At 31.6% G+C, this 26,807-nt stretch carries 20 protein-coding genes; 8 read left to right on the forward strand and 12 right to left on the reverse strand.

Annotated features, from left to right (window positions below):
• Positions 1 to 4 precede the first annotated feature (4 nt).
• The gene (locus ACFSSB_RS03705; protein WP_379901094.1) at positions 5 to 2,173 is read right to left on the reverse strand and encodes an endonuclease MutS2; all 2,169 of its coding nucleotides are present in this window, start codon (positions 2,171 to 2,173) and stop codon (positions 5 to 7) included.
• Between the two features lie 153 nt (positions 2,174 to 2,326).
• On the opposite strand from ACFSSB_RS03705, the gene ACFSSB_RS03710 reads away from it, so the two are divergent.
• Positions 2,327 to 3,265 (forward strand): alpha/beta fold hydrolase, encoded by a 939-nt coding sequence (locus ACFSSB_RS03710; protein ID WP_379901096.1) that lies wholly within the window; start codon positions 2,327 to 2,329, stop codon positions 3,263 to 3,265.
• Between the two features lie 29 nt (positions 3,266 to 3,294).
• On the opposite strand, the gene ACFSSB_RS03715 is transcribed toward ACFSSB_RS03710, so the two are convergent.
• The 3 genes from ACFSSB_RS03715 to ACFSSB_RS03725 form a co-directional block, all read right to left on the reverse strand.
• A complete protein-coding gene (locus tag ACFSSB_RS03715; RefSeq protein ID WP_379901098.1) occupies positions 3,295 to 3,921 on the reverse strand; it encodes a hypothetical protein in 627 nt (208 codons plus the stop codon).
• 132 nt (positions 3,922 to 4,053) lie between these two features.
• The gene (locus ACFSSB_RS03720; RefSeq protein WP_379901100.1) at positions 4,054 to 4,857 is read right to left on the reverse strand and encodes a hypothetical protein; all 804 of its coding nucleotides are present in this window, start codon (positions 4,855 to 4,857) and stop codon (positions 4,054 to 4,056) included.
• Between the two features lie 240 nt (positions 4,858 to 5,097).
• The gene (locus ACFSSB_RS03725) at positions 5,098 to 6,591 is read right to left on the reverse strand and encodes a YfcC family protein (protein WP_379901102.1); all 1,494 of its coding nucleotides are present in this window, start codon (positions 6,589 to 6,591) and stop codon (positions 5,098 to 5,100) included.
• A 79-nt stretch (positions 6,592 to 6,670) separates the two neighbouring features.
• Between ACFSSB_RS03725 and ACFSSB_RS03730 the strand changes: the two genes are divergently transcribed.
• Positions 6,671 to 7,336 carry a uracil-DNA glycosylase gene (locus ACFSSB_RS03730; RefSeq protein ID WP_379901104.1) on the forward strand — a complete coding sequence of 222 codons (666 nt, stop codon included), beginning with the start codon at positions 6,671 to 6,673 and terminating at the stop codon, positions 7,334 to 7,336.
• A 283-nt stretch (positions 7,337 to 7,619) separates the two neighbouring features.
• On the opposite strand, the gene ACFSSB_RS03735 is transcribed toward ACFSSB_RS03730, so the two are convergent.
• The 5 genes from ACFSSB_RS03735 to ACFSSB_RS03755 all read right to left on the reverse strand — a co-directional run bounded on the left by ACFSSB_RS03735 (position 7,620) and on the right by ACFSSB_RS03755 (position 11,686).
• Entirely contained in the window at positions 7,620 to 8,474 is an 855-nt protein-coding gene (locus tag ACFSSB_RS03735) for a substrate-binding domain-containing protein (protein ID WP_379901106.1), read from the reverse strand.
• 56 nt (positions 8,475 to 8,530) lie between these two features.
• On the reverse strand, positions 8,531 to 9,400 hold the full coding sequence (locus ACFSSB_RS03740; protein ID WP_379901108.1) for a nucleoside phosphorylase: 870 nt from the start codon (positions 9,398 to 9,400) through the stop codon (positions 8,531 to 8,533).
• On the reverse strand, positions 9,390 to 10,331 hold the full coding sequence (locus tag ACFSSB_RS03745; RefSeq protein ID WP_379901110.1) for a DUF1835 domain-containing protein: 942 nt from the start codon (positions 10,329 to 10,331) through the stop codon (positions 9,390 to 9,392). The genes ACFSSB_RS03740 and ACFSSB_RS03745 overlap by 11 nt, the downstream gene beginning before the upstream one ends.
• Position 10,332: 1 nt before the next feature.
• Complete coding sequence (locus tag ACFSSB_RS03750; protein WP_379901112.1) at positions 10,333 to 10,662, reverse strand: translation initiation factor; 330 nt, start codon at positions 10,660 to 10,662, stop codon at positions 10,333 to 10,335.
• Positions 10,663 to 10,735: 73 nt separating this feature from the next.
• Positions 10,736 to 11,686, reverse strand: coding sequence for an isopenicillin N synthase family dioxygenase (locus ACFSSB_RS03755; RefSeq protein WP_379901114.1), 951 nt, complete (start codon positions 11,684 to 11,686; stop codon positions 10,736 to 10,738).
• A 135-nt stretch (positions 11,687 to 11,821) separates the two neighbouring features.
• Between ACFSSB_RS03755 and ACFSSB_RS03760 the strand changes: the two genes are divergently transcribed.
• Positions 11,822 to 13,801 carry an alpha-ketoacid dehydrogenase subunit alpha/beta gene (locus tag ACFSSB_RS03760; RefSeq protein WP_379901116.1) on the forward strand — a complete coding sequence of 660 codons (1,980 nt, stop codon included), beginning with the start codon at positions 11,822 to 11,824 and terminating at the stop codon, positions 13,799 to 13,801.
• A 101-nt stretch (positions 13,802 to 13,902) separates the two neighbouring features.
• Entirely contained in the window at positions 13,903 to 16,065 is a 2,163-nt protein-coding gene (locus ACFSSB_RS03765; RefSeq protein WP_379901118.1) for a S9 family peptidase, read from the forward strand.
• 87 nt (positions 16,066 to 16,152) lie between these two features.
• On the opposite strand, the gene ACFSSB_RS03770 is transcribed toward ACFSSB_RS03765, so the two are convergent.
• A complete protein-coding gene (locus tag ACFSSB_RS03770; RefSeq protein ID WP_379901120.1) occupies positions 16,153 to 16,287 on the reverse strand; it encodes a hypothetical protein in 135 nt (44 codons plus the stop codon).
• A gap of 393 nt (positions 16,288 to 16,680) precedes the next feature.
• Between ACFSSB_RS03770 and ACFSSB_RS03775 the strand changes: the two genes are divergently transcribed.
• Both ACFSSB_RS03775 and ACFSSB_RS03780 read left to right on the forward strand, forming a co-directional pair.
• Entirely contained in the window at positions 16,681 to 17,361 is a 681-nt protein-coding gene (locus ACFSSB_RS03775) for a hypothetical protein (protein WP_379901122.1), read from the forward strand.
• 84 nt (positions 17,362 to 17,445) lie between these two features.
• Positions 17,446 to 19,002, forward strand: a complete 1,557-nt coding sequence (locus tag ACFSSB_RS03780; protein ID WP_379901124.1) for a DEAD/DEAH box helicase — start codon at positions 17,446 to 17,448, stop codon at positions 19,000 to 19,002.
• A gap of 1,828 nt (positions 19,003 to 20,830) precedes the next feature.
• On the opposite strand, the gene ACFSSB_RS03785 is transcribed toward ACFSSB_RS03780, so the two are convergent.
• Positions 20,831 to 23,128, reverse strand: coding sequence for a type IA DNA topoisomerase (locus ACFSSB_RS03785; protein ID WP_379901126.1), 2,298 nt, complete (start codon positions 23,126 to 23,128; stop codon positions 20,831 to 20,833).
• A gap of 98 nt (positions 23,129 to 23,226) precedes the next feature.
• Between ACFSSB_RS03785 and ACFSSB_RS03790 the strand changes: the two genes are divergently transcribed.
• Together ACFSSB_RS03790 and ACFSSB_RS03795 are read left to right on the forward strand one after the other, a co-directional pair.
• On the forward strand, positions 23,227 to 24,165 hold the full coding sequence (locus tag ACFSSB_RS03790; RefSeq protein ID WP_379901128.1) for a pyridoxal-phosphate dependent enzyme: 939 nt from the start codon (positions 23,227 to 23,229) through the stop codon (positions 24,163 to 24,165).
• A gap of 111 nt (positions 24,166 to 24,276) precedes the next feature.
• A complete protein-coding gene (locus ACFSSB_RS03795; RefSeq protein ID WP_379901130.1) occupies positions 24,277 to 24,738 on the forward strand; it encodes a cold-shock protein in 462 nt (153 codons plus the stop codon).
• Positions 24,739 to 24,875: 137 nt separating this feature from the next.
• Here ACFSSB_RS03795 and ACFSSB_RS03800 read toward each other — a convergent pair whose 3' ends face one another.
• Entirely contained in the window at positions 24,876 to 26,135 is a 1,260-nt protein-coding gene (locus tag ACFSSB_RS03800; protein WP_379901132.1) for a mechanosensitive ion channel family protein, read from the reverse strand.
• Positions 26,136 to 26,807 lie beyond the last annotated feature (672 nt).

Raw genomic sequence — 26,807 nt, forward strand, 5'->3', positions numbered from 1 at the left:
ATTGCTACTTTTTAACAGCTTCAACAAGTTCAAGCATATCTATATTTACATTAGTCGTAAAAATACCATAATTAACAACGGCTTTATTTTTTTCAATAGTATCAATACTACCAACAGCACGACCATCTTGCATACGTACACGATCACCAACTTTTAAAATAGGTTTTGGTTTTTCTGGTACAATGGCTTTTTTCTTCGCCTCTTTTTTCTTTTTACGTATAACTTCTACCTTCTTTTCGGCTTCTTTTTTTACTTTAGTTTCTTTCGCTTTGATTGCTTTTTTCTGTTTAGCAGAAACTTTTTTGCGTTTAGAATTTTCAATCTGAACCAGTTTAAATAATTCAGACATTAAAGCTTTCTTTTGTTTATTATCGAAGAATTTTTCGGCTAAATCATTTACTTTTTGTCCTAAATAAATTAAACGCTGGTTGCTATCATACAATTCTTGATAGCTTTCTAGCTTTTTTTGAATCTTCGCATTAATTTCTTCTAATCTATCTGCTTCCGCAATTTTTTTCTTTTCGTTTTGCTTTAAAGATTGTCCTGTTTTTTCAAGTTTACTTCTTTCTTTTTGAAGCTTAGCAATAGTAGCATCAAAACGTACTTTACCACGTTCAATTTTCTTTTTAGACCTGTTAATTAAGCTATAAGGTATTCCGTTTTTTTGTGCCACTTCAAAAGTAAACGAGCTTCCTGCATTACCAATTACTAGTTTGTAAATAGGTTCTAAACTTTTTTCATCAAAAAGCATGTTTGCATTTTGCATGTATGGCATTTCATTTGCCAAAAGTTTTAAGTTAGAGTAGTGCGTGGTTATTATACCAAAAGCTTCTCTATGGTAAAACTCTTCTAAAAAAGTTTCGGCCAAGGCACCACCAAGTTCTGGATCTGATCCTGTACCAAATTCATCAATTAAGAAAAGCGTATTTTTATTACATTTTCTTAAAAAATAATTCATCTGCTTTAATCGGTAACTATAGGTACTTAAGTGGTTTTCTATAGATTGATTATCACCAATATCACTTAAAACTCTATCAAACAAACAAATATTACTACGTTCATGTACAGGAATTAGCATACCACTTTGTAGCATAACTTGTAATAAACCTACGGTTTTTAGAGTAATACTTTTTCCTCCAGCATTAGGTCCTGAAATAACAATGATCCTGCTGTCTTGTTTTAATTCTATGGTCTGCGGAAAAGTTTTTTCTTTCTTTTTAAGATTGTTTAAATACAATAAAGGATGGTAAGCATCACGCAAAAACATTCTTCTGTCTTCATTTATTTCAGGAAGAATAGCATTCATAGACTTTGCGTATTTTGCTTTAGCAGAAATAACATCTATGGCAATTAAAAAATCTTGATATTTTTCTAAAAGAGGTAAAAAGGGTCTGACAAAATTAGTAATCTCTTTAAGGATTCTTACAATTTCTTCGGCTTCTTCAAACTCTAAATTATTTAGTTCTCTAGTGTGTCTTAAAGTAGCTTCAGGTTCAATATAAACAATACTTCCTGTTTTACTGCTTCCCATGATGGCACCTTTAACCTTACGTCTGTACATGGCTTTTACAGCAAGAACACGTTTGTTTTCTACTACAGATTCACGAATATCATCTAAATACTCTAATTGGTGATACGTGTTTAAAGCCGAAGTAAAACTGGCATTAATTTTACCTTTAAGGTTGTTTATGCTTTGTCTTATTTCAAAAAGAAGCGCAGAAGCATCATCTTTAATATCACCAAAACGATCTACATTAGCATCTACCTTTTCAATAATTTCTTTGGTAACTTCTATATAAAAAGCAAAATCATTAAGTTTAGGATAGTACTCTTTAAACTTTTTAAGAAAGGTTACAATTTCATTACAGGTTAGTGAAATGGCTACTATTTTTTTTAGACTGTGAATTTCTAAAAAAGTATTTTCAATTTTTAAAAGTTTTAGTTCTTTGCTAATGGTATCAAAACCATGATTTGGTATTCTGTTATCATTATAAAACGAAGCTAAATATTCATTTACAAGTTGTAAAGCTAAAAGTAATTCTTCTTTGGTTTTATAAGGTGTTATTTCTAATGCTTTTGCGTTTCCTAAAGGCGTAATACAAAGTTCGCTTACTTGTTGTAAAACGGTTGAAAACTCTAAATCTTGTAATGTTTTTTCGTGAATATGAATCATAACCTTTCCCACCAAAGCGGGAATCTTCCTTTTGATTTAATAAATGCTTTTTTAAGAAAAACAAAGTTAGGTATAATGTTTTAAAATATCACACTAACTAGCTAATGTTACTTGTAATTATACTTAGATTTGTAGTAACTAATATGTAACTAAATGAGAGCTTTTTTATTCCTTGTTTTTGCAGTTTTACTTTTTAATTGTTCTAATAAACATGAAAAGTATACAAAAGTACCAGATTATATTAGCAATGCTCGTGGTACCGACAAGTTGTATTTTGAAGCTTATGATACCACTTTGCAACAATGGCATGTTTCTTTTAAAGAACTGTATATACCAACAACCTATGGTATTGCACACGTAATCGTTAGTGGTCCTGAAGATGGCGAACCTTTAGTTTTATTACATGGTATGAATGCTAGTTCTACCATGTGGTATCCTAATATTGAAGCGCTTACCAAAAGCCATCGCGTATATGCTATAGATTTTATTTTAGAGCCAGGAAAATCGTATTTGTACAATGATATAGCGAGTGTAGACAATGTTATAGATTGGTATCAAGAGGTTTTGTTTGTTCTTGATTTAGACCGTTTTCATGTAATTGGTGCCTCTCGTGGTGGTTGGCTGGCTGTACATCTTACTTTACGTAATCAGAAAAAAATAGAAAGTTTGATATTACTTAGTCCAGCACAAACCTTTACATGGATTAAACCTAGTACAGATTTGCTTAAAAATATAGTTTCGTTAGTTTCTTCAAAAGAAAAACGCATTGCACAAAGCCTGGAAAGCATGTCTAGTAATGTTAGTAATATTAATGCTGCCTATTTAGAGCAATATTATATAGCTACAGAAAAAGATTCGGTAAACAAGTTTATGTCTAGTATGAAACCGTTTTCTAACGACGAATTAAAATCGTTACAAATGCCTGTTTTGGTTTTAATTGGTGATGATGATATGATTAATGAAAAACGAACCATAGAAATTGCTAATATGCTTCCTCAAGGAAAAGGAGAAGTTATAGAAAATGCTGGACACTTTTTGTCTATAGATCAAGCCGAAGTAGTAAATACAAAGATGTTGGAGTTTTTGGAGTAAGGAAGCTTAGTTTAAAATAGTAATGTTTGCTATGAACTAGAAGCAGTATTAATAGCTTTTTTTAGTTTCTCTATAGTTTCATCTAACTCTTTTTTTAAATACTTTTCTGTCAATAACACATCATTGGTTAACAGTTCTAAAATCCCGATAATATCTAAAATTTTGGTAGTTGAATCTATTCCTATAAATTTAGTAGTTAAGCTTCTACCTAATTCTGTATTTGCATCTAATTTTTTATAAGCATTCGATATTAGTTTTGTTTTTTCAATATCTAACTCTTGAAAAATACCACTAATTTTTGCACTTTCAAAAGCGATGTCTTCAATACCAGGAATTCCAAGACCATTCCAACTTGGAATAGAATTATGTCTAAATACGGAATTAGAAAAGTACGGTAAATATGCGTTTTCTTTAGAAACATTTTTTCTAATACTATCAAATCCTACTTTTATTTTTTGATGATAAAGAATAGATTTTTCCAATCTCAAAGCATTTGATTGTAATTCTTTTGTTATTAATTTCAAGGATTCATTTATATTTTCTTTCATTTTTTTATCCGACTTGTATTCACTTACTTCTATTCCTAAAAAGACTCCAAAAGCAACAATTAAAAGTTCAAGAAAATATTTTAAGATAGACTTTTTAACTATTTTCATATTTAAGGTTTTAAGGATACACAATGTTTTATTTAACAATTAAAATTCTGTTATCCATTAGTAAAATAACTCTAGTTGTAATTTTATTACAGCTAATTTACTATTTAACGTATTGATTTACAATACGTAGTATTATTTTAAATGCGACCTGTTATCTAAATACCTTTTTATTTTACTATATACCAATAGGTATAAGGTTGCTGTGCCAAAAGAAATTAGCGTACCTAGATAAATACCATACAATGGATACACAATAGATATGGTTAAGGAATAAATGATTAAAGAAAACATACCTATAGGCACATTTTTAATAATGGTGTGCACATGCTCTTTAGAATAGGTAAAGTGAATGATAATCATTAACGGAAATAAGGTAGTTGGAAAAGCAGAAAAAAGTCCTGCCAAACTAGGACCAACAAATTTAGGTACTGTGGTAATTAATAAAATAATTAAAGCTGCAAAAAAGGCGCGCACAAAGAGAATTTTAAAATTAACTTTTGCTTTGGTTTGTATACCAATATTTGGAATGTTTTTAAAAAGGTAAATACTTAAAAACGAAAAGCTAATAGGAATAAATATGGCAATATATTTAGGTAATTCTATTTGATTTAAAACAGCAACTACTAAAAAATAGGCAAGTATAGCAGTTACAGAAGACCAAAGAATAGTATACTTTTTAAAGTACTTAGATGCTAGATAGTATACGTAAACAAAGGTTAAAGCAGCAGTTAAACCAATCATATTAAAAACAGCACTTTTTGCTGCGTATTCTGGACTTACCTCTAAACCAAAGAAAAATAAAGTAATAGCAGAACCTGTAGGATATCCAGATAGGATTCCTGCCACCTTAGGACTTACATTTTCAGCAAGAAAAGACAGTCCAATTACAAATGTAATGGCTACCGCTAACTTTATTAAAAATAGTAATTCTATCATTTTTTAAGCGTCAAAAGTAGTGTAACTATTTTAATTAGTAGAAAGGAATATGCTTAATATTATACTAATTTTAAAAGCGAAAAAGCAGCAACCTTAGTTGCTGCTTTTTTATGTCTGTTTATGTCGTTATAGCTTCTTAATCCTATGGAAGGATGCATAAAAAATTACTCTAGCTAGTACTAAATACACTAAGTATACACTTGTTTTATGCTAACAGCATCTATTCCGCGAAAGCGTTATTTATATATAACTAGAAACTGTCATTACTATTAAGGTAAAAACAATAAGCATGATAAATAGAGGCATCACGAATTTTAACCATTTGTTGAAGCCTACTTTTACTACTGCTAAGGATGCTAAAATGAGTCCTGTTGGATTTACAAAATAGAAAAGTCCCATTCCGTATTGGTAAGCATTTACTACAATTTCTCTACCAACACCAACGCTATCTGCTAAAGGAGACATGATTGGCATGGTTAGTACAGCCATACCAGAGCTACTTGGTATAAAAAAGGAAAGTCCTGCGTAAACTGCTGTCATGGCACTAGCAAATATACCTTTGTTCATGTCTTGGGTTAAAGAACTTGAATAATGTAAAAGGGTATCACTAATTAAGCCATCTGCCATGATAACGGTTACACCACGAGCAATACCAATAATTAACGCAACACCTAGTAAATCTCCTGCTCCTTTTACAAAGGTATCTATAAAATCGGTTTCTTTAATTTTTGCTATAAAACCAATAAGAATAGCACCTACCAAAAAGGTAGCAGTCATTTCTACAAACCACCATTCTAGAGCAACTACACCATAAATCATAACAATAAAACATAGTGCAAATACCAATAAAGATAAACGTAAACGCGTTGTAAAGCTTACTGTTTTAGTGTTTTCTTGTGTAAATAGTGCTGCTATTTCTTTTTGTTGGTCATACACAATAGATTTTGTAGGATCTTTTTGTACGCGTTTACCATAGCGTATAATGTAAATTAAAGCAATGGTTAAACAGGCAATTAGCATAAAAAGTCTTCCTGCAAGACCTGTAGTCCAGCTTATTCCTGCAGAATCACTAGCAATAATGGTACTAAAAGGGTTTATGGTAGAGCACATGGTACCAATAGAGCTTCCTAGAAATATACAAGCAATACCAACCATAGCATCATATTTTGCAGCTAAAAAAACAGGAATTAAAATAGGGAAGAAGGCAATGGTTTCTTCTGCAAACCCAAAGGTAGTTCCTCCTGCAGCCACAAGGGTAGTTACCAAAATAATAAGTATAAACTCACGACCTTTTAGTGCATTTGCAAGCCAACTTATTCCTGCATCAAAAGCTCCTGTGCTATTAATAATGCCAATTAAACCACCTATAATTAGCACCAGAAAAATAATATCTGCAGCTTCTATAATACCTTTAACAGGAGATTTTATAAACTCTAAAACACCTTGTGGTTGTGCTTCTAGTTCTTGATAGGTATTAGGTATGTTTATGGGTTTATAAATGTCTCCGTTTGTAAATTTTTCTAACGGAATTTTTATGTGTAGTGTTTCTAAGTTTTCTTGGGTTGCAGCTATTGTTTCGGTTTTGTCTATACCTATTCTGGAAAAGGTGTTGTCTGCTTTGTTGTATGCTAATGTTTGGTATTTACCAGCAGGAACAATCCACGTTAATAAAGTAACCAATCCTGCTATAATAAGTAAAATAGTTTGAGCAGAAGGGAATTTAATTTTTTTCATATTATAATTACGTACTGAAAATTTTATCAAGTTTAAAGATAGTATTATTTTAGACTTTCTTAAATATGGAATAGAAGAAATGCAGATTAATATAGATACTAGTTGGAAAAAACATTTAAACGAAGAATTTAATAAGCCTTATTTTGCAGAGTTGTTAGCTTTTGTGGAAGCTGAATATGAAGCGCATACATGTTTTCCGGAAAAGGAACTTATTTTTAATGCCTTTAATTTATGTGCTTTTGAAGATGTAAAAGTGGTAATTATAGGTCAAGATCCTTATCATGATTGCAACCAAGCTAACGGATTGTGTTTTAGTGTTAATGATGGTATTGCGTTTCCGCCTTCGTTAAAAAATATTTTTAAAGAATTAAAAGACGATGTAAACAAAAGTCTTCCTGAAAGCGGAAATTTAGAATCTTGGGCTAGGCAAGGGGTTTTATTGTTAAATGCTACTTTAACAGTACGTGCGCACCAAGCGGGAAGTCATCAAAAAAAAGGATGGGAAACCTTTACAGATGCTGTAATTAAATTAATAAGTGATAGAAAAGAAAACGTGGTTTTTTTACTTTGGGGAGGATATGCTAAAAAGAAAGCCAAATTAATTGACCCCAAAAAACATCATATTTTAAGTACAGGACATCCATCTCCATTAAGTGCTAATAGAGGATATTGGTTTGGTAATAAACACTTTAGTGAAACTAACTTCCTGTTGGAGCAAGATGGTTTTCAGCCTCTGGTTTGGTAGACCTTACGTTAATGACTCTTTTGGTTTGGTTTGGTTTTTTTGAACTTTTACTCGTTTTATTACAACTAAATGCTAAAAGTATAAAGTTGATTGCAACTAAAGAAAAGAGAGTAAATGTAATGATTAATAGCATAAGCACTCTGTTTTAGAATTTGTAGGTTTTACTATACAAATATTTGTATTGGTTTATTAAATTTAAGTAAAATTTAACAAATTTCACAAATTAAGTGGCTAAAATGCAGTTATTTACGGTTTAATCGATGCTTTCTTACTGTTTCTAAGCTTATAATTTGGTTACTAACTTATTGTAATCCCATTTTTCAGGAATTATATCTAAATCAAATAATGTGTCTTGTACGTTAGCAATTGTTTTTTTATCTATTACTTCTTGTGACCACTCGGTTATTTTTAACCATTCTTCTACATCTTCAATTTTTTGATCATATCTATTAGCAATAGTAGTATCAATACATGGTATGTCTTTAAACTCTTTTGTAGTTTCGTTAATAATATTTAAAATGGTTTTTACATCTTCCTTATTGTTTTCAAGAAACTCTGTTCTTACAGCAATAACAAAGCATGGCCAAGGAGAAGGGCAATTATCTATGCGTCTAAAAGTACCATCATCTACTAAGGGTTTCGTGGTGAATTTTTCCCACATAAAATAATCTGCTTGTTCATTGGTTAATCCCTCTACAGCACCATCTAGATTTTTAATTACTTCAAAGTTTAGGTCTTCGTTTAAATTCCAATTGTTGTTTTGTGCATTGACATAAGCCATTAAATGCGAGCCAGAACCAAATCTGCTAATTGCAGCTTTTGTTCCTTTTAAGTCTTCTGTGCTTTTATATTTAGAGTTATTTGCAACATGGATGCCCCAAATTAAAGGAGAAGCAACAAAGGTTTGTACAATAGTACTTGGGTTACCTGCTATAATATCTTTAACAATACCTTCGGTAAGTATTACTGCTAAATCTATTTCGCCTTCTCGAAGTGCTTTACACATTTCTCCTGTACCACCAAAGTAATCTTTCCAACGTAGGTTTATTCCTTCGTCTTTATACTCGCCATTTTTAAGTGTTAAATACCAAGCAAGATTAAAATGCTCTGGTACACCACCAATGTTTACTTTCTTCATATTTTTCCGCGAAAGCGGGTAATGTTATTATATTGTAAGCTCAAACAGGGCAAATATTATTCTACCAATTTGTTTAAGGTGTATTCTATTAAATTGTTAACAACAGCTTTTGGGTCTTTACTAAAATTTCCTGTTGCTCTGTTAGCTATAATTGCATTCATTGAGAGTGCGTGATGTCCTAGTAGCTTAGATAAACCGTAGATTGCAGAAGTTTCCATTTCTAGATTTGTAATTCTAAATTCGTTAAAGTGAAAGGAATCCATTTTACTATTTAAGGTAGCATCTTCTAGAGCTAAACGTAAAACACGTCCTTGTGGTCCGTAAAAACCTCCTGCAGTAGCAGTAATGCCTTTGTGTACATTTTCACCATCTAGTAAGGTTTCTAGTTTTTTGCTATTACTAATAACAATAGGTCTTGCTTTGTTTTTACTCCAATTTGTATATGCTATAAAGGCATCTTCAATTTCTGGGTTAGAAACAGCGTCTATTTGATAAAAATGAAGCATACCATTTAAATCTAATCCATGACTACTCATAACAAAAGCGTCAACAGGAATATCTTTATGCAGCGAACCAGAAGTACCAACACGTACTATATTTAAGCTAGTAAGGGTTTCTTTTTGCTTTCTTGTTTGTAAATCTATATTTACTAAAGCGTCTAATTCATTAATTACTATATCAATATTATCAGGACCAATTCCTGTAGATAAAACTGTTAGTCTTTTTCCTTTATAGAAACCCGTTTGTGTTTTAAATTCTCTTTTTTGTGTAGAAAACTCAATACTATCAAAGTGTTTGGTTATTTTTTCTACACGATCTTGATCACCAACAAAAATAATATCTTTAGCAATATTTTCTGGTTTTAAGTTTAAGTGATATACGCTTCCGTCAGGATTTAATATAAGTTCAGATTCTTTAATCGCCATGCAATATTGTTTTTATAAGTTTATTTTCTTGTTTGTTAAACTGAAAATCTAAACGGTTTACGTTTCCATAAATCATATTATCATTTATTTCTGAAGCATAATTATGATGATTTAACAATACTTCATGTCCTTTTCTGTTTAACGTAATGCTATCTTTTTCTTCATTATAAAATATAGCAAGTTTATCTATAATGCGTAGTAATTGTATATCGCCAAAACCATAATAGCCTTGATAGTTTAAAGCATATCCTAGCAAGTGGTGTTTTGATTTTACCTCATAGGTATCTATTAAGGTTAAAATATTTTGCTCTAGTGCACCTAATCCGTTTTTAGCATCAGGAAAACGCTCTAAATGTGCTTTTAAACAACAACCTAAATATTCAAAAGAAGATTTTTTAGTAATATATTTCTTTAATAAATTATGGTCTTTACCACAGTAAATTTGCCATATATTAACAGCAATATCTATATCTTTTTTGGTTAATGGTATTCTGCTTTTATAGTGGGTATCTAGTTGTTCTGGTGTAAGCTCACTTAGTCCTTTTAGGTTTTCTTCGTGTGCTATTCTACCACTACATACTAGAGATATTGGCAGTTTAATTTTTCTTTCATTTAAAAGACTAATTACAGCCATCATGTTTAAATGACAAAACAAGTCATATTCAAACCATAAAACAATTTCAGAATACGTATCAATAGCATCTAGCTTTTGCAGTTCTTTTTTATATTCCTCTATATTAACTTCGATATTATAAAACTCGTTTAAAAAGTCTTTTCTTACTTTAATAAACGCATCTGTATTGATAAGTCTGTTGGCAGGACCTTCGCATAGCATTTCATGCCATGTTAAAAAATCTCCTTTATAGTTTAAATCGTTTAAATAATTTGTTAAACTGCTACCATTGGTAATATGAAGTATTTTTTTTTCCATATTAACCACCAACTCGTTTTACGTTAAAGCCTTTTTCTTTCAGCATTTGCATGATTTTATCTCTATAATCTCCTTGAATGATAATTTTATCATCTTTAAAACTTCCGCCAACACTAAGTTTGGTTTTTAGTTCTTTTGCTAAAGCTTTAAAATCTTCTGTAGCTCCAGTATAACCATCTAAAATAGTAATGGGTTTTCCTTTGCGTTTTTCGTATTTACAGAGAATAGGTTCTTCTTGTAACCAGATTCCTTTTTCTGTAGAGGTTTCCTCTTCAGGTGTTTCATTTACATGATCTGGAAACAAATTTTTAAGTTGGTCTTGTAAGTCCATTTTGTTTAGTTTACAGTTTCCGTTTGCAGGTATAGCAGTCTTTTTTTAAAACTTTTATACTTACAAGCTATTGCTATTCTTTAATAAGTCCTAATTCAACAAGACGTTCGTGTAAAAACTCACCAGCAGTAATATCTTCAAATTGCTTTGGGTTTTCTTCGTCAATACAGCTTTCTAATACATCTAGTTTCATATCACTTATAGGATGCATAAAAAATGGAATAGAATAACGTGAAGTTCCCCAAAGTTCTCTTGGTGGATTAATTACTCGGTGTATAGTAGATTTTAATTTGTTGTTGGTATGGCGTGAAAGCATATCACCAACATTAATCATTAACTCATCTGGTTCTGCAATGGCGTCAATCCATTCACCATCATGTTTTTGTACTTGTAAACCTCTTCCTTGCGCTCCCATTAAAAGGGTAATTAAATTAATATCACCATGCGCAGCAGCACGAACAGCATTTTTAGGTTCGTTAAGAATAGGAGGATAGTGTATAGGTCTTAAAATAGAATTTCCGTTATGAATATATTGATCAAAATAGGTTTCTTCTAAGTTTAAGTATAAAGCTAAAGCGCGTAATACGTATTTAGCTGTTTTTTCTAACATTCTATAGGTTTGCTTCCCAATTTTATTAAATTCAGGTAGTTCCTTTACAGTCACATTATCAGGATATTCAGCTTCTAGTTTAGGATCGTTTTCTACAAACTGCCCAAAATGCCAAAACTCTTTTAAATCTCCTTCTTTTTTTCCTTTTGCACTTTCTTTTCCAAAAGAAATATAACCACGTTGTCCACCAATTCCTGGTATTTCATATTTACGTTTTGTTTCAACAGGAAGGTCAAAGAAGTTCTTTACTTCTCCATATAAATTATCTACTAAAGTATCGTCTAAAAAATGTCCTTTAAGCGCAACAAACCCTATGTCTTCATAGGCTTTACCAATTTCATCTACAAATTTTTGCTTTCTAACTGAATCGCCAGAAATAAAATCATTCAGGTTTACACTAGGTATTCTGTCCATATTCTTTATTTTAAAAGTCGAATTACAAATGTAACGAAAATCTTGAGTAAAATTAAACTTAATGAACTCTTAACATGAAAAATTACTTACATTTGATTTATAAATATAAAGGTATTGGAAACGATTTCTAAAGTTATGATTAACTACAATAAAGAAGGTTTAAATAAAGAAACCTTAATCGATTTATACAAAAGCATGCTGAAACCTAGATTGATAGAGGAGAAGATGCTCATTCTATTACGTCAAGGAAAAATTTCTAAATGGTTTTCTGGCATTGGTCAAGAAGCCATTTCTGTTGGTGTTACTAAGGCATTGCAAAGCAGTGAATATATTTTACCAATGCACAGAAATCTTGGTGTTTTCACCTCTCGTGATATCCCATTATACAGGCTTTTTAGTCAATGGCAAGGTAAGGCTAGCGGTTTTACAAAAGGAAGAGATAGAAGTTTTCATTTTGGAACCCAAGAGTATCATATTGTTGGTATGATTTCGCATCTTGGTCCACAATTAGGTGTAGCAGATGGTATTGCATTAGCAAGTAAATTAAAAAATAAAAACCAGGTTACTGCTGTTTTTTCTGGTGAAGGAGGAACTAGCGAAGGTGATTTTCATGAAGCGTTAAATGTAGCCTCAGTTTGGCAGCTTCCTGTTTTGTTTTGTATTGAAAATAATGGTTACGGACTTTCAACACCTACCAATGAGCAATACCACTGTAAAGACATTGCAGATAGAGCTTTAGGTTACGGAATGGAAAGCCATATTATTGACGGAAATAATATTCTTGAAGTATATACTAAAGTAAACGCTTTAGCGGAAGACATTAGAAAAAATCCACGTCCTGTTTTGCTAGAATTTAAAACATTTAGAATGCGTGGTCACGAAGAAGCTAGCGGAACCAAATACGTGCCTCAGGACTTATTAGATGCTTGGGCTAAAAAAGACCCTTTAGAAAATTATCAAGAATTTTTGAAAAATGAAGGGATTATAGACGAAGCGTTTGAGGTAACGATAAAAAAAGAAATAGCGCATGAAATTAATGCACATTTAGAGCAAGCAGGTGCTGAAGAATCAATAATTCCATCTGAAAGCGATGAATTAAATGATGTATTTCAAAATTTTAAATACCAAGAAGTTACAGAGAACAACGAAACAAAAGAACTTCGATTTGTAGATGCTATTTCTGAAGGTTTAAAACAGAGTATGGAGCGTCATGAAGATTTAGTAATCATGGGACAAGATGTTGCTGAATATGGAGGTGTTTTTAAAATTACAGATGGTTTTGTAGAAGCCTTTGGAAAAGAAAGAGTACGCAATACACCAATATGCGAATCTGCAATTGTTGAAGCAGGAATGGGACTTTCTATTGCTGGAATAAAATCTGTTGTAGAAATGCAATTTGCAGATTTTGTGACTTCCGGTTTTAATCCTGTAGTAAACTATCTAGCAAAAAGTCATTATAGATGGAACCAAAATGCAGATGTAGTATTAAGAATGCCTTGTGGAGCAGGAGTAGCTGCAGGACCTTTTCATAGCCAAACCAATGAAGCTTGGTTTACTAAAACACCAGGTTTAAAAGTAGTATATCCTGCGTTTCCTTATGATGCAAAAGGGCTTTTAGCTACAGCAATTAATGATCCTAACCCTGTGTTGTTTTTTGAGCACAAAGCTTTATATAGAAGTGTACGTCAAGAAGTACCTACAGATTATTTTACACTACCTCTTGGTAAAGCCTCTCTTTTAAGAACAGGAAAGGATATTACTGTTATTGCGTATGGTGCAGCAGTACATTGGGCTTTAAACACTTTAGATAAACATAGCAATATACAGGCAGATGTTATTGATTTACGTTCTTTACAACCTTTAGATACTGATGCTATTTATGCTTCGGTTAAAAAAACAGGTAAAGCAATTATCTTACAAGAAGATTCGCTTTTTGGAGGAATAGCCAGCGATATCTCAGCATTAATTATGGAAAACTGTTTTGAGCAATTAGATGCTCCTGTAAAACGTGTTGCTAGTATGGAAACACCTATTCCGTTTATTAATCAATTAGAAGATCAGTATTTATCTAGAGATAAATTTGAAAACGAATTATTACAATTAGTGCAATATTAAACTTCTATTTATCTGTGTAATATATTAAAAAACAGATAATTACATCGTTGTGGTTATCTGTTTTTTTTGTTACTTTATGTTTTAATTAATCAAAAAACCACATGAAAACACCTATTCACTATTTGTTTACTTTTTTGTTTGTTTTTTTTGTAAGCCTTCAAAACAACACGCTTTTAGCACAAAGTAACAACGAAACTCCAATTGCTAAAAAAATACCTAAAGAAATTATCACACATGAGGATTCTAGAATAGATAACTATTTCTGGATGCGTCTAAGTGATGAGCAAAAAAATGCAGAAACTCCAGATAAACAAACGCAAGATGTTTTAGATTATTTAGAGCAAGAAAACGAGTATACTGCTAAAACCATGCAGCATACCAATGCTTTACAAGAAAAGCTATATACAGAAATGATTAGCCGAATTAAAAAAGACGATGCTTCGGTTCCTGTATTAGATAATGGGTATTCCTATTATTCTCGTTATGAAGAAGGTGGTGATTATGCATTGTACTGCCGAAAAAAAGTAGAAGAAAATGCAAAAGAAGAAATTATTCTTAATGGTCCAGAAATGGCAAAAGGTTTTGCTTATTATGGTATTGGTTCACGTGCTGTAAGCCCTAATAATAACTTGGTTGCATTTGGAATTGACACTATTTCTAGACGTCAGTATACCATTTATTTTAAAGACTTAAACACAGGAAAACTTCTAGCAGATAAACTTAGTAATACTAGCGGAAACGCAACTTGGGCTAATGATAATAAAACTGTTTTTTATGCCACTAAAGATCCAGAAACATTAAGACAAGATAAAATTTATAAGCATACTTTAGGAACCGATCAAGCTGAAGACGTGTTGGTTTATGAAGAAAAAGACGACACGTATAGATGCTCTGTATGGAAGTCTAAATCAAAAGCCTACTTGTTTATTGGTAGTTTTCAAACACTATCTACAGAAATGCAATACCTAGATGCTAATACACCAAATGGCGAATGGAAACTAGTACAGCCTAGAGAAAGTGATTTAGAATACCAAGTAGATCATTTTGAGGATCATTTTTACATTCGTACCAATTTAGATGCTAAAAATTTCCGATTAGTAAAAACGCCAATCACAAAAACTACAAAAGAAAATTGGGTAGATGTTATTCCGCATCGTAAGGATGTATATTTTCAAAGTTTCGATTTATTCAAAAATTATTTAGTGGTAAAAGAGCGTAAAGAAGGATTAATTAATATTAGAGTAAAAAACTGGAATGGAGCAGCGCATTACATTCCTTTTAACGATCCTGCATACCTTGCGTATACTACAGCAAATTTAGATTTTGACACCAATAAATTACGCTATAAATATTCCTCTTTAACCACTCCTGATACCGATTATGAATACAATATGGAAACCAAAACTTCTAAAATATTAAAACAAGAAGAAGTTTTAGATCCTAATTTTTCTATTGCTAATTATGTTTCCGAACGTCATTTTGCAACAGCAAAAGATGGTACGCAAATACCAATATCTCTGGTATATAAAAAAGGGTTAGAAAAAAACGGGAATAATCCACTATTACTATATGCTTATGGTTCTTACGGAATTAGTGTAGACCCAGGATTTAATGCTACACGTTTAAGTTTGTTAGATCGTGGATTTGTGTATGCCATTGCACATATACGTGGAGGACAAGAAATGGGTCGTGCATGGTATGAAAACGGAAAACTATTAAAAAAGAAAAACACTTTTACCGATTTTATAGATTGTGGAGAATATTTAATTCAAGAAGGATTTACAAGTAGTGATCATCTTTACGCTTATGGCGGAAGTGCAGGAGGATTACTTATGGGAGCCATTATAAATATGAAACCCGAATTATGGAATGGCGTTGTAGCCGCAGTTCCTTTTGTGGATATTGTATCTACTATGCTTGATGAAAGTATTCCTTTAACCACTTTTGAGTTTGATGAATGGGGAAATCCTAAAATAAAAGCCTATTATGATTATATGAAATCGTATTCGCCTTATGATAATGTAGAAGCTAAAGCGTATCCTAATTTACTAATTACCACAGGTTATTGGGATAGTCAAGTACAATATTGGGAACCTGCAAAATGGATAGCTAAATTAAGAGACCTAAAAACAGATGATAACCTATTGCTTTTAGATTGTAATATGGATAATGGTCATGGAGGTGCTTCTGGAAGGTTTGAACGTTACAAGCAAAATGCTTTGGTTTTTAGTTTTTTCTTAGATTTAGAAGGTATTACAGAATAAAACGCTTTATCAATAATATAAAAAAGCCAGTATGCTATTTTAATGCGTACTGGCTTTTTTTTAGACTAATTTTTTAATGCATAAAATTTAATGCGCGAACCTTTTGGTTCCTTTCCAAAGGGTAGTGTTTGAATTACAAAAACGAATAACATGTCTATTGATAAGGTTTTGCTCTTCTACAATACCACTTACTTTTTTAGATAATTTTGCTAATGTTCTCATAATTTGGTGGTTTTTTAATGGTTTGTTTTCTCTTTACTTAATACTTATCTGTAGCGTCTTTTACTATTCCAAGTATGACTTTTTGTACTACTTAAAGTTCCTGATAATTGATTGTTGTTTAAAGTTCTCATGATTGTTGTTTTTTGATTGTTATACTATATAGACGACACAGAAACAATTTTGTTACAGTACTATGCTATACATATTAGTAAATTAACTTTTTTTAACACTTTTAAAAGTATGTAGTGTAGAAAAAAAGGAATAGGGAATGTACGTTCCTGCTGATAATTGCGTTAAATAAAATAAAAAACTGCCATTAAAATTGGATTTTAAAATCTTAGGTACGATTTTTGAAAAAAGAGAAAAGAATCTTTTTAATACACTATGCGTTTATTGTTATTCATTTTTTTAAGTTTATTTAGTCTTTCTATACAAGCACAAGTTGATAGTGAGCAAAAATCTGTTGCTATTCCTGTAATAGAAAGTGAAGAAGGAGAAATAGAACAAGAAGTAGAAGAAGAGGGAAGACCTATAAACAATCAAGGTTTAATTATTCCTAAAGAAGATAATATAAATGGTTTAACAGTACCAAAACAATACAAACCTACAGATTTACCAAAAGAAGAGTTTTCTATGTTTAGCAAAGAAGAGTTTGGTAATCCTGGTGAGTTGTATGAAGATAGAATTAAAAAACACGCTCGTTATACCGAATTAAGAAAAGAGCAACAATACCGAGGAAACACTACCACACAATTTTTTGGTGATCACAAAACAACTTCAGAAAATATCAATATTGTGTATAGAGATTATGGTGCTTTTGATGGTGATCATATTAGAATATTTATCAATGATGATGTTGTAAAAGCTACAGTTCTATTAACACCAGATTATACAGGTTTTAAATTTAAGTTGGTAGAAGGTATTAACAAAATAGACTTTTATGCCTTAGATACAGGACAGGTTTCACCTAACACTGCAGAGTTTCAAATTTTAGATGATGATGGTAGTGTAATATCTGGTAATCAATGGAATCTAGCCAAAGGAGTAAAAGCTTCTATCATCATAGTTAAATAGCCTTTAACATATTTTTTAAAATTTTCTTTCCAAATTCCCTTTAAAAACGCAAGAAAGATGTTATTTTTGCACATCTAAAAAATTATGGGAAACGTTATTACTACTACAGAACAAGAAGAAAGAAATGCTGGTAAGAATCTTTACAGTTACCAACGTGGAGCAATTAATAGAATCTTTAAAGCCTTTGAAGACGCTCCAGAAGATTACCACCTTTTATACCAATTACCAACAGGAGGAGGGAAAACAGTAATTTTTTCTGAAATAGTTAGACAATATTTAAAACATCACAAAAAGAAAGTTTTAGTGATGACACACAGGATCGAGTTATGTAAGCAGACATCATATATGCTTACAGAATTTGGTGTAGAAAATAAAATTGTTAGTAGTAAGGCTAATCTTGACGACCAAGCAAAATATAGTTGTTTTGTTGCCATGGTAGAAACCCTAAACAATAGATTACAAGAAAACAAATTAGATATTTCTGATATTGGATTGGTAATTATTGATGAGGCACACTATAACTCGTTCACTAAACTGTTTAAGTTTTTTGAAAAATCTTTTATATTAGGAGTTACAGCAACACCATTAAGTTCTAATATTAAACTTCCTATGAACGACAACTATAACGAGCTTATAGTTGGTGAAACCATAGAACACCTTATTGAAAACGAATTTTTAGCACGTGCTGAAATCTATTCGTATAATGTAGGTTTAACTTCTTTAGTTGTTGGTGCTAATGGAGATTATACTGTAAAATCTTCTGAAGATTTATATACCAATACAGACATGCTTTCTAAGCTTATACAAGCTTATGAAGAAAGATGTAAAGGCAAGAAAACACTTATCTTTAATAATGGTATTAATACGTCTTTACACGTATATGACACCTTTAAAAGAGCAGGTTATCCTGTAGCACACTTAGATAATACCAATACTAAAAAAGAGCGTAAAGCCATTTTAAAATGGTTTCATGAAACACCAGACGCTATATTAACTTCTGTTAGTATATTAACTACTGGTTTTGATGAACCATCTGTAGAGGCTATTATTTTAAATAGAGCAACAAAATCACTTACTCTTTATTACCAAATGATTGGTAGAGGGTCTCGTGTACTAAAGAATAAAACTACCTTTCAAGTTATTGACTTAGGAAATAACTTACATCGTTTTGGTCCTTGGGGAGCAGATTTAGATTGGCAACGTATTTTTAGAACGCCTAATTTCTATCTTGACGGATTGATTAATGATGAAGACATTGAAGAGAATTTTAGATACGAAATGCCTGAAGAACTTCGCGCAGAGTTTTCTAATTCTGAAGATGTGTATTTTGATATTAAGAAAACCTATATTAATTCTATAAAAGCTGGTGAATCTTCAAAAGTTGTTCTTGAACGCTCTATTAAACACCATGCTAAAATATGTATTGAGAATTCTGAAGATGTATATGATGCCTTAGGATTAGCAAAAATGCTTGGTGATGATATTGATTACAGAATAGGAAGATACACTAAGTGTATTAGTAAAAGTACTTTTAATTTTGTAGAGTGGTTGAAAAACGATTACAGATTAAAACTTCGTGCGTATTTACGTGATAATTTTGATGCTGATTTTGAGAAAATTCACGGTAGAAAACCAGAGTAAGACTTTTATTCCTGCGTAGGCAGGAATTTGAATAGTGTCGTTATTAGCATGAGGATGGATTCCTGCTTTCGCAGGAAGGACAAGAATGGATAAACTTTTAGTGTTTGGATAATGAAAAAAGAGTACTAATTATATTTGTTGTTTAAGTGTGGATTCCTGTTTTCACAGGAATGACAAGAGAAAAGTAAGTTTTAGGCAGTATTTTGAATAGGATTGGTCTGTCATTCCTGCGCAGACAGGAATCTAAATACTATTGTTACTTATATGTTTATGGATTCCTGCTTTCGCAGGAATGACAAAACAAAGACAAAACGAGTTGAATTCCTTTTCTACAAGAATGACAAAAACGTACTTAGTAGTTTTGTTGTATTAATTCTTGACACATAATTCTTTCTTTTTAATGCATTCATTATAGCAGACTAGAATAGGATTGGTCTGTCATTCCTGCGCAGACAGGAATCTAAATACTATTCTTACTTGCATGTTTATGGATTCCTGCTTTTGCAGGAATGACAAAACAAAGACAAAACGAGTTGAATTCCTTTTTAAAAGAATAACAAAAACGTACTTAGTAGTGTTGTTTTGTTGTATTAATTCTTGATACACATTCTTTCTTTTTAATGCATTCATTATAGCAGACTAGAATACGATTGGTCTGTCATTCCTGCGTAGGTAGGAATCTAAATAGAGAGTTAGTACTTACAGTTTTATGGATTCCTGTTTTCACAGGAAGGACAAAACAATGACAAAACGAGGTGAATTATTTTTTTACAAGAATGACAAAAACGTACTTAGTAGTTTTGTTGTATTAATTCTTGACACATAATTTTTATTTTTTAATGCATTCATTATAGCAGACTAGAATAGGATTGGTCTGTCATTCCTGCGCAGGCAGGAATCTTAATAGAGTTAGTACTTACATTTTTATGGATTCCTGTTTTCACAGGAATGACAAAACAATGACAAAACGAGGTGAATTATTTTTTTACTAGAATGACAAAAACGTACTTAGTAGTTTTGTTGTATTAATTCTTGATACAGAATCCTTTCTTTTTGATGCATTCATTATAGTAGACTAGAATACGATTGGTCTGTCATTCCTGCGTAGGCAGGAATCTAAATACTATTATTACTTATATGTTTATGGAATCCTGCTTTCGCAGGAATGACAAGAGAAAAGTAAGTTTTAGGCAGTATTTTGAATAGGATTGGTCTGTCATTCCTGCGCAGGCAGGAATCTAAATAGAGTTAGTATTTACATTTTTATGGATTCCTGTTTTCACAGGAAGTACAAGAGAAAAGTAAGTTTTAGTCAGTATTTTAAACATGAATGGTCTGTCATTCCTGCGTAGGCAGGAATCTAAATAGAGTTAGTACTTACATTTTTATGGATTCCTGTTTTCACAGGAATGACAAGAATGGATAAGCTTTTAGTGTTTTATAATATAAATAGTGTACTAATTATACTTGTTGTTTAAGTGTGGATTCCTGTTTTCACAGGAATGACAAATGAATGACAAAACGAGGTGAATTATTTTTTTACTAGAATGACAAAAACGCATTTAGTAGTGTTGCTGTATTAATTCTTGATATTTAATCTTTCTTTTTGATGCATTCATTATAGCAGACTCGAATACGATTGGTCTGTCATTCCTGCGTAGGCAGGAATTTGAATATTATTATTACTTGTATGTTTATGGATTCCTGTTTTCACAGGAATGACAAAACGAGAGGTGTTTTTGCTTTCGCAGGAATGACAAAAGAATGACAAAACAACGATAAAAGAAGTGAATTGTTTCTTGTAGTACAGACAATAAAAGCCCCTTTTTTAACTACTCAATATTTTAAAAACAAGCTCTTTAGTAAGTTTATTATCTCCTGCTTTTTTTCTTAAATCATCAAAAGTAAAAACAAAATCACAACCCGTTTTATACTCCGAACAACCATAAGCGGTTTTTCCTTTTATAACGGTTCCTTTTTTACATTTCGGACAAGTTAAGGTATCAGGAATTTTAGTAGTAGCCGTTTTTTTAGGTTCTAAAACCAACTCGAAGTTGTCATTAAAACGAAGTAATCCTTCTACTTTACCATGATCTGTTTTAAAACCTTTAAGGTTTACTGTAGATCCTTTTTGCAATAAGCGAATAAACTGCTTTTCGGATATTTTCTTTCCTTCAAAAGAAAAAGGTAAAACAAACTTGCAACCATTGGCATAGTTTGCACATCCATAAGCTGTTTTTCCTTTTATAATGTTTCCACTTTTACATTTCGGACATTTCTCTGAGGTTATTCCTGTTGATGCACTGCTTGCTTTTTTGGAAGTTTTCTTTTTTGCTCCAGCAGGTTTATTATTAACAGCAGATATATTGGCTTTTTTGGTTTCGCTTCTTACTTCATACACCAAACGATCTACCATTTGTTTCATCTGTTTAATAAAAGTTCCTGCGCTACAAGTTCCTTTTTCAATATCTTTTAACTGTTTTTCCCATTTACCAGTAAGTTCTGCAGATTTTAGCATTTCATTTTGAATGGTCTCAATCAGTTGAATACCTGTTACTGTAGGAATCACTTGTTTTTTATTTCGCTTTATATATTTTCGTCTAAATAAGGTTTCTATAATATTGGCACGTGTAGAAGGACGACCAATACCATTTTCTTTCATTAGCTCACGCAGTTCATCATCATCTACTTGTTTTCCTGCAGTTTCCATAGCACGCAGGAGGGAAGCCTCTGTGTATTGCTTTGGTGGTTTGGTTTGTTTTTCTAAAAACGAAGGCTCATGTGGACCTTTTTCGCCTTTTTCAAAGGCAGGTAAAATTCCTGTTTCTTTGGTAGTACTATTAGGTGTTTCAAAAACAACTCGCCAACCTTTTTCTATAATTTCTTTTCCTGTAGTTTTAAATTTTACTTTTTCGGCTTTACCAATTACTGTGGTGTTAGACACTTTACAATCTGGATAAAACACAGCAATAAAACGACGTACAATAATATCATACACTTGTTGCTGGTTGTATTGCAAGTTCATTTGTTGTCCTGTAGGAATAATAGCGTGGTGATCTGTAACCTTACTATCGTCAAAAACCTTTTTAGTTTTCTTTAGTTTTTTACCATGAAGCGGTTCGGTTAGCGCTGCATATTTGGTAAGATTTTTTAGTATTCCTGGTACTTTTGGGTACACATCATTTGGTAAAAAGGTGGTGTCTACTCTTGGGTAGGTAACCACTTTTTGTTCGTATAGCTTTTGAACAATCTTTAATGTTTCGTCTGCACTAAATCCAAATTTTGTATTACAATATACTTGTAATCCTGTTAAATCAAATAGCTTTGGTGCATATTCATTACCTGCTTTTTTTGTGGTTGAAACTATTTCAAAATCATGTTGCTTAACAATAGATGCTAGTTTTTCACCATCTTCTACTTTAAGAAATCGACCTTCTTCATAACTAAATAAAGTTTCACGATACATGGTTTGTAGTTCCCAGTAAGGTTGTGGTTTAAAGTTTTCAATTTCTTTAAAACGATTCACCAACATAGCAAGCGTAGGTGTTTGCACTCTTCCTACTGAAAGTACTTGCTTGTAACCACCATGTTTTACGGTGTATAAACGAGTTGCATTCATTCCTAAAAGCCAATCGCCAATAGCGCGAGAAAATCCTGCGTAGTATAAATTATCATAATCTTCAGAAGGTTTAAGGTTACTAAAACCCTCTTTTATGGCTTCGGTTGTTAAAGAAGAAATCCATAGTCTTTCTACTTTACCTTTATAACCAGCTTGGTTTATTACCCAACGTTGTATCAGTTCTCCTTCTTGTCCTGCATCGCCACAGTTTATAACTACATCTGCTTTATCAAATAAACTCTTTACAATTTTAAACTGTTTTTTTATACCAGAATCTTTAGAAACCTTGGTTTCAAAACGCTCAGGAAGCATGGGTAGATTGTTAAGGTCCCAACTTTTCCAATGTGGTTTATAGTCGTTAGGTTCTTTTAAGGTACAAAGGTGACCAAAGGTGTAAGTAACCGCATATCCATTACCTTCATAGTAACCATCGCGTTTAGAATTTGCTCCTAAAACAGAAGCAATCTCTCTAGCAACACTAGGTTTTTCGGCAATACATACTTTCATTGACAGTTTTTTTTGAAGTCGCAAAGTACATAATTTTCGCTTTTTTTTATAGAACTACTCTTGAAAAGTATTAGTATATTTCCTTTTTTTTTAAAAGCATGAAACACAAAGAAGCCATATTAGCAAGTTCTAAAAGAATTGCTCCTTATGTACATAAAACGCCAGTACTTCGTTCCCAAGGAATTAATGCCATTTGCGAAACCAATTTATTTTTTAAATGTGAAAACTTTCAGAAAATGGGCGCATTTAAAATGCGAGGTGCCACCAATGCTATCTTGCAATTAACCGAAGCACAACGCAGTAGAGGAGTGGTAACACATTCTTCAGGAAACTTTGCACAAGCACTATCTTTAGCAGCTAAAAGTTTAGGAGTAACAGCTTATATTGTAATGCCTGAAAACGCACCACAAGTAAAAAAAGATGCTGTTTTAGGGTATGATGGAAAAATCACCATTTGCCAGGCAACTCTTGCGGCTAGAGAAGCCACTTCTGCACAAATAGCAAAAGAAACAGGAGCAACATTTGTGCATCCTAGTAATGATATAGATGTTATTTACGGAAACGCAACAGCAGGTTTAGAATTCTTGGAGGAACAACCTGATTTAGAAGTGGTAATAGCTCCCGTTGGAGGAGGAGGTTTATTGGCAGGAACGGCATTAGCAATACATTATTTTGGTAAGGATTGTATAGCTATTGGTGGAGAGCCTAGTGCTGTAGATGATGCTTACCGATCTTTACAAAGTGGAAAAATAGAAATAAATACCAGTACAAATACTATTGCTGATGGATTACGAACCCATTTAGGTGATATTAATTTTCCTATTTTACAAAAGTATGTAGATAAAATTATTTGCGTAGATGAAGTTGCTATTTTAGAAGCAATGAAACTCATTTATCAACGACTTAAAATAGTGGTAGAACCCTCTAGTGCTGTAGCTTTAGCAGTGGTTTTACAAAACAAAAATGCATTTAAAAATAAACAGGTTGGAGTACTACTTTCTGGCGGAAATGTAGATTTGCAAAAGCTCCCTTTTTAAAAGCAATTAGCAACAAGTATGTAAAAGTAAGCCCTAATTTTTGCTTACGAGTAAGGAAATCAATATCTTTGGGACATATTAACAAGTAAAAAATACATTTTAAGGTAATTAATGGCAAAATCACAACAGACATTTAACAAAAGCGAAAAGGAGAAGAAACGTTTAAAAAAACGTGAAGATAAGCGTAAAAAAATGGAAGCTAGAAAGGCTAACAAAGAAGCAAACGGAACAGAAGGAATTCAGTTTGCATACGTTGATCATAATGGGAATTTAACAGATACTCCGCCTGATCCTGCTTTAAAAGTTAAAGTAAAAGCTGCCAATATTGAAGTAAGTATTCCTAAAACATTAGAAGGAGATAAAGAAGCATTTGATCCTGTAAGAACAGGTAATGTTTCCTTTTTTGATACGTCTAAAGGTTTCGGGTTTATTATAGATTCTGAAAACAATGAAAAATACTTTTGCCATGTTAGTGGTTTAATAGACCAAATAACAGAAGGTAATAGAGTTTCTTTTGAACTTGAAAAAGGTCAACGTGGTATGAATGCAGTAAAAGTAAAAATACTGAAGTAGTTTTACTCACAATACAATATTAAAAAAAAGCTTCTTATAAAAATAAGAAGCTTTTTTTTGTTTATAGGTTTTACAAACGCTATAAAACGAGTATTAAAGAGGAGTGGAGCTTGTTTTTTTAAAACCAGCTTATAGCTTTACTCTTTAGGAACTATGGTTGATAATTCATAAATTTCTAAATCAAAATAAGGTATAGCTGATAAGCTATGATCAAAGATATCAGAAATTATATATTCGTAATTTTCCCAGCGTTTATCTTTACTAAAAGCATATATCTCCAGAGGTAAACCTTGTGCTGTAGGAGCTAATTGACGCGTCATGATAGTCATGTCTTTGTTAATAGCAGAATGGTTTTCTATATACAATTGAATATATTTTCTAAAAACACCTAGATTGGTAAGGTTTCTACCATTAATTAAAACTGATTTATCGATATTATTTTCTGTATTATAAGCATCAATAGTATTTTTTCTTTCTGTGATATATCTAGAAATTAGCTGAATTTTCTGAAGTTTCGCAATGTCTTCATCGGTTAAATAACGAACACTAGTTGCTTTTAAAATTAAAGATCTTTTAATTCTTCTACCACCAGAATCACTCATTCCACGCCAGTTTTTAAACGAATCGGAAATAAGCGCATAGGTAGGAATAGTGGTTATGGTTTTATCAAAGTTTTGCACTTTTACTGTAGAAAGGTTAATTTCTATAACGTCACCATCTGCACCATATTTTGTAAAGGTAATCCAGTCGCCAATACGCACCATATCATTAATAGACACTTGAATACTAGCCACAAAACCAAGAATGGTGTCTTTAAACACTAAAAGAATAATAGCAGAAGCAGCACCAATGGTAGTTGCAAATTTCCAGAAAGAGATTCCTGTAATAATGGCAAAAATAGAGAAGAGGCCAAACATCCAAGCAAAAATCATAAATACTTGAATATAACTGTCAATAGGTTTGTCTTTAAAGCGAGGAAGCGTTTTAAAGTAATCTTTTAAGGTATTTAAAAAGCTACGTACTACCCAAAGTGCTAGCACAATACCAAATACTTTTAGGCCTTTTTCAATAAAATTTTCTAGATACGGAAAGTCTTCAAATACTGTTGGTATAAACTCTAATGAAATAATAAGCGGAATAATGTGCGCAATATTACGAGGCACTTTATTTTTAATAAGAATATTATCAAACTTAGATTTTGTTTTTATGGCAAATACATTAAAAGCATTGATAAGTATTTTTCTAATAATAAAATCAATGACAAATACCACAATAACTAAAGCAATAAACAAACCAAGCATATTAAGATACTTAGCTGTGTTTGCAGATAAACCAATTTGAATTAAGTAATCGTATAAAAAATGTTTTATAGCTGTTAAGATATTTAATGTATGCATAGCATTATTTTAAAATAGATTACAAAAGTACTTTATGTTTTACACCTAAACCAATGTATTAAATTTTTATTAACGCTTATTTAGGTATAGTTATTAAAAGAAGTTACGTTGGTGTATAAAGTTTATATAAGGAGGATAGCAAAATATTCTATTTTACATAATATTAATTATAGTACATTTTATAACAATTAGCGAAATAGCGCTTTTGGGCGATATTTGACATACTATTAGATTATAATGATCCTGTGGATAATTATAGTCTAATACGATAGGAAGTTATAAATATGAAACATACCTTGATATATGTACAAGCTAATTGTGGCTTTATTAGAATAATTTTAGAAATGGCGAATACTGCGTAATTATATTATATCCAAAAATATTTAGTTTTTATAAGAAACGTTTGTACTTGGATCCTTATACATTAGGATTTTACTTCTCGTATAATTTCAATATTCTGGACTAGGACACAAAAAAAATGAAATACGCGATTCTCAGCGATTGGGATTTTAGGTTTAATTTCTATAAAATGTTTGTAATCATAAGAACTTAAATTTTAAGAAATCGACTTTTTAGGAGATTCACGAACTCTTTTAAAGTTTTTGTAAATAAATAAAGATGTGATTAAAATTATAAGCACTTGTTTTCAATTATTCCTTTTTTTTATTGTTT

It is taken from the genome of Lacinutrix gracilariae (genome assembly GCF_042684485.1).
In the GTDB taxonomy this organism is placed as follows: domain Bacteria; phylum Bacteroidota; class Bacteroidia; order Flavobacteriales; family Flavobacteriaceae; genus Oceanihabitans; species Oceanihabitans gracilariae.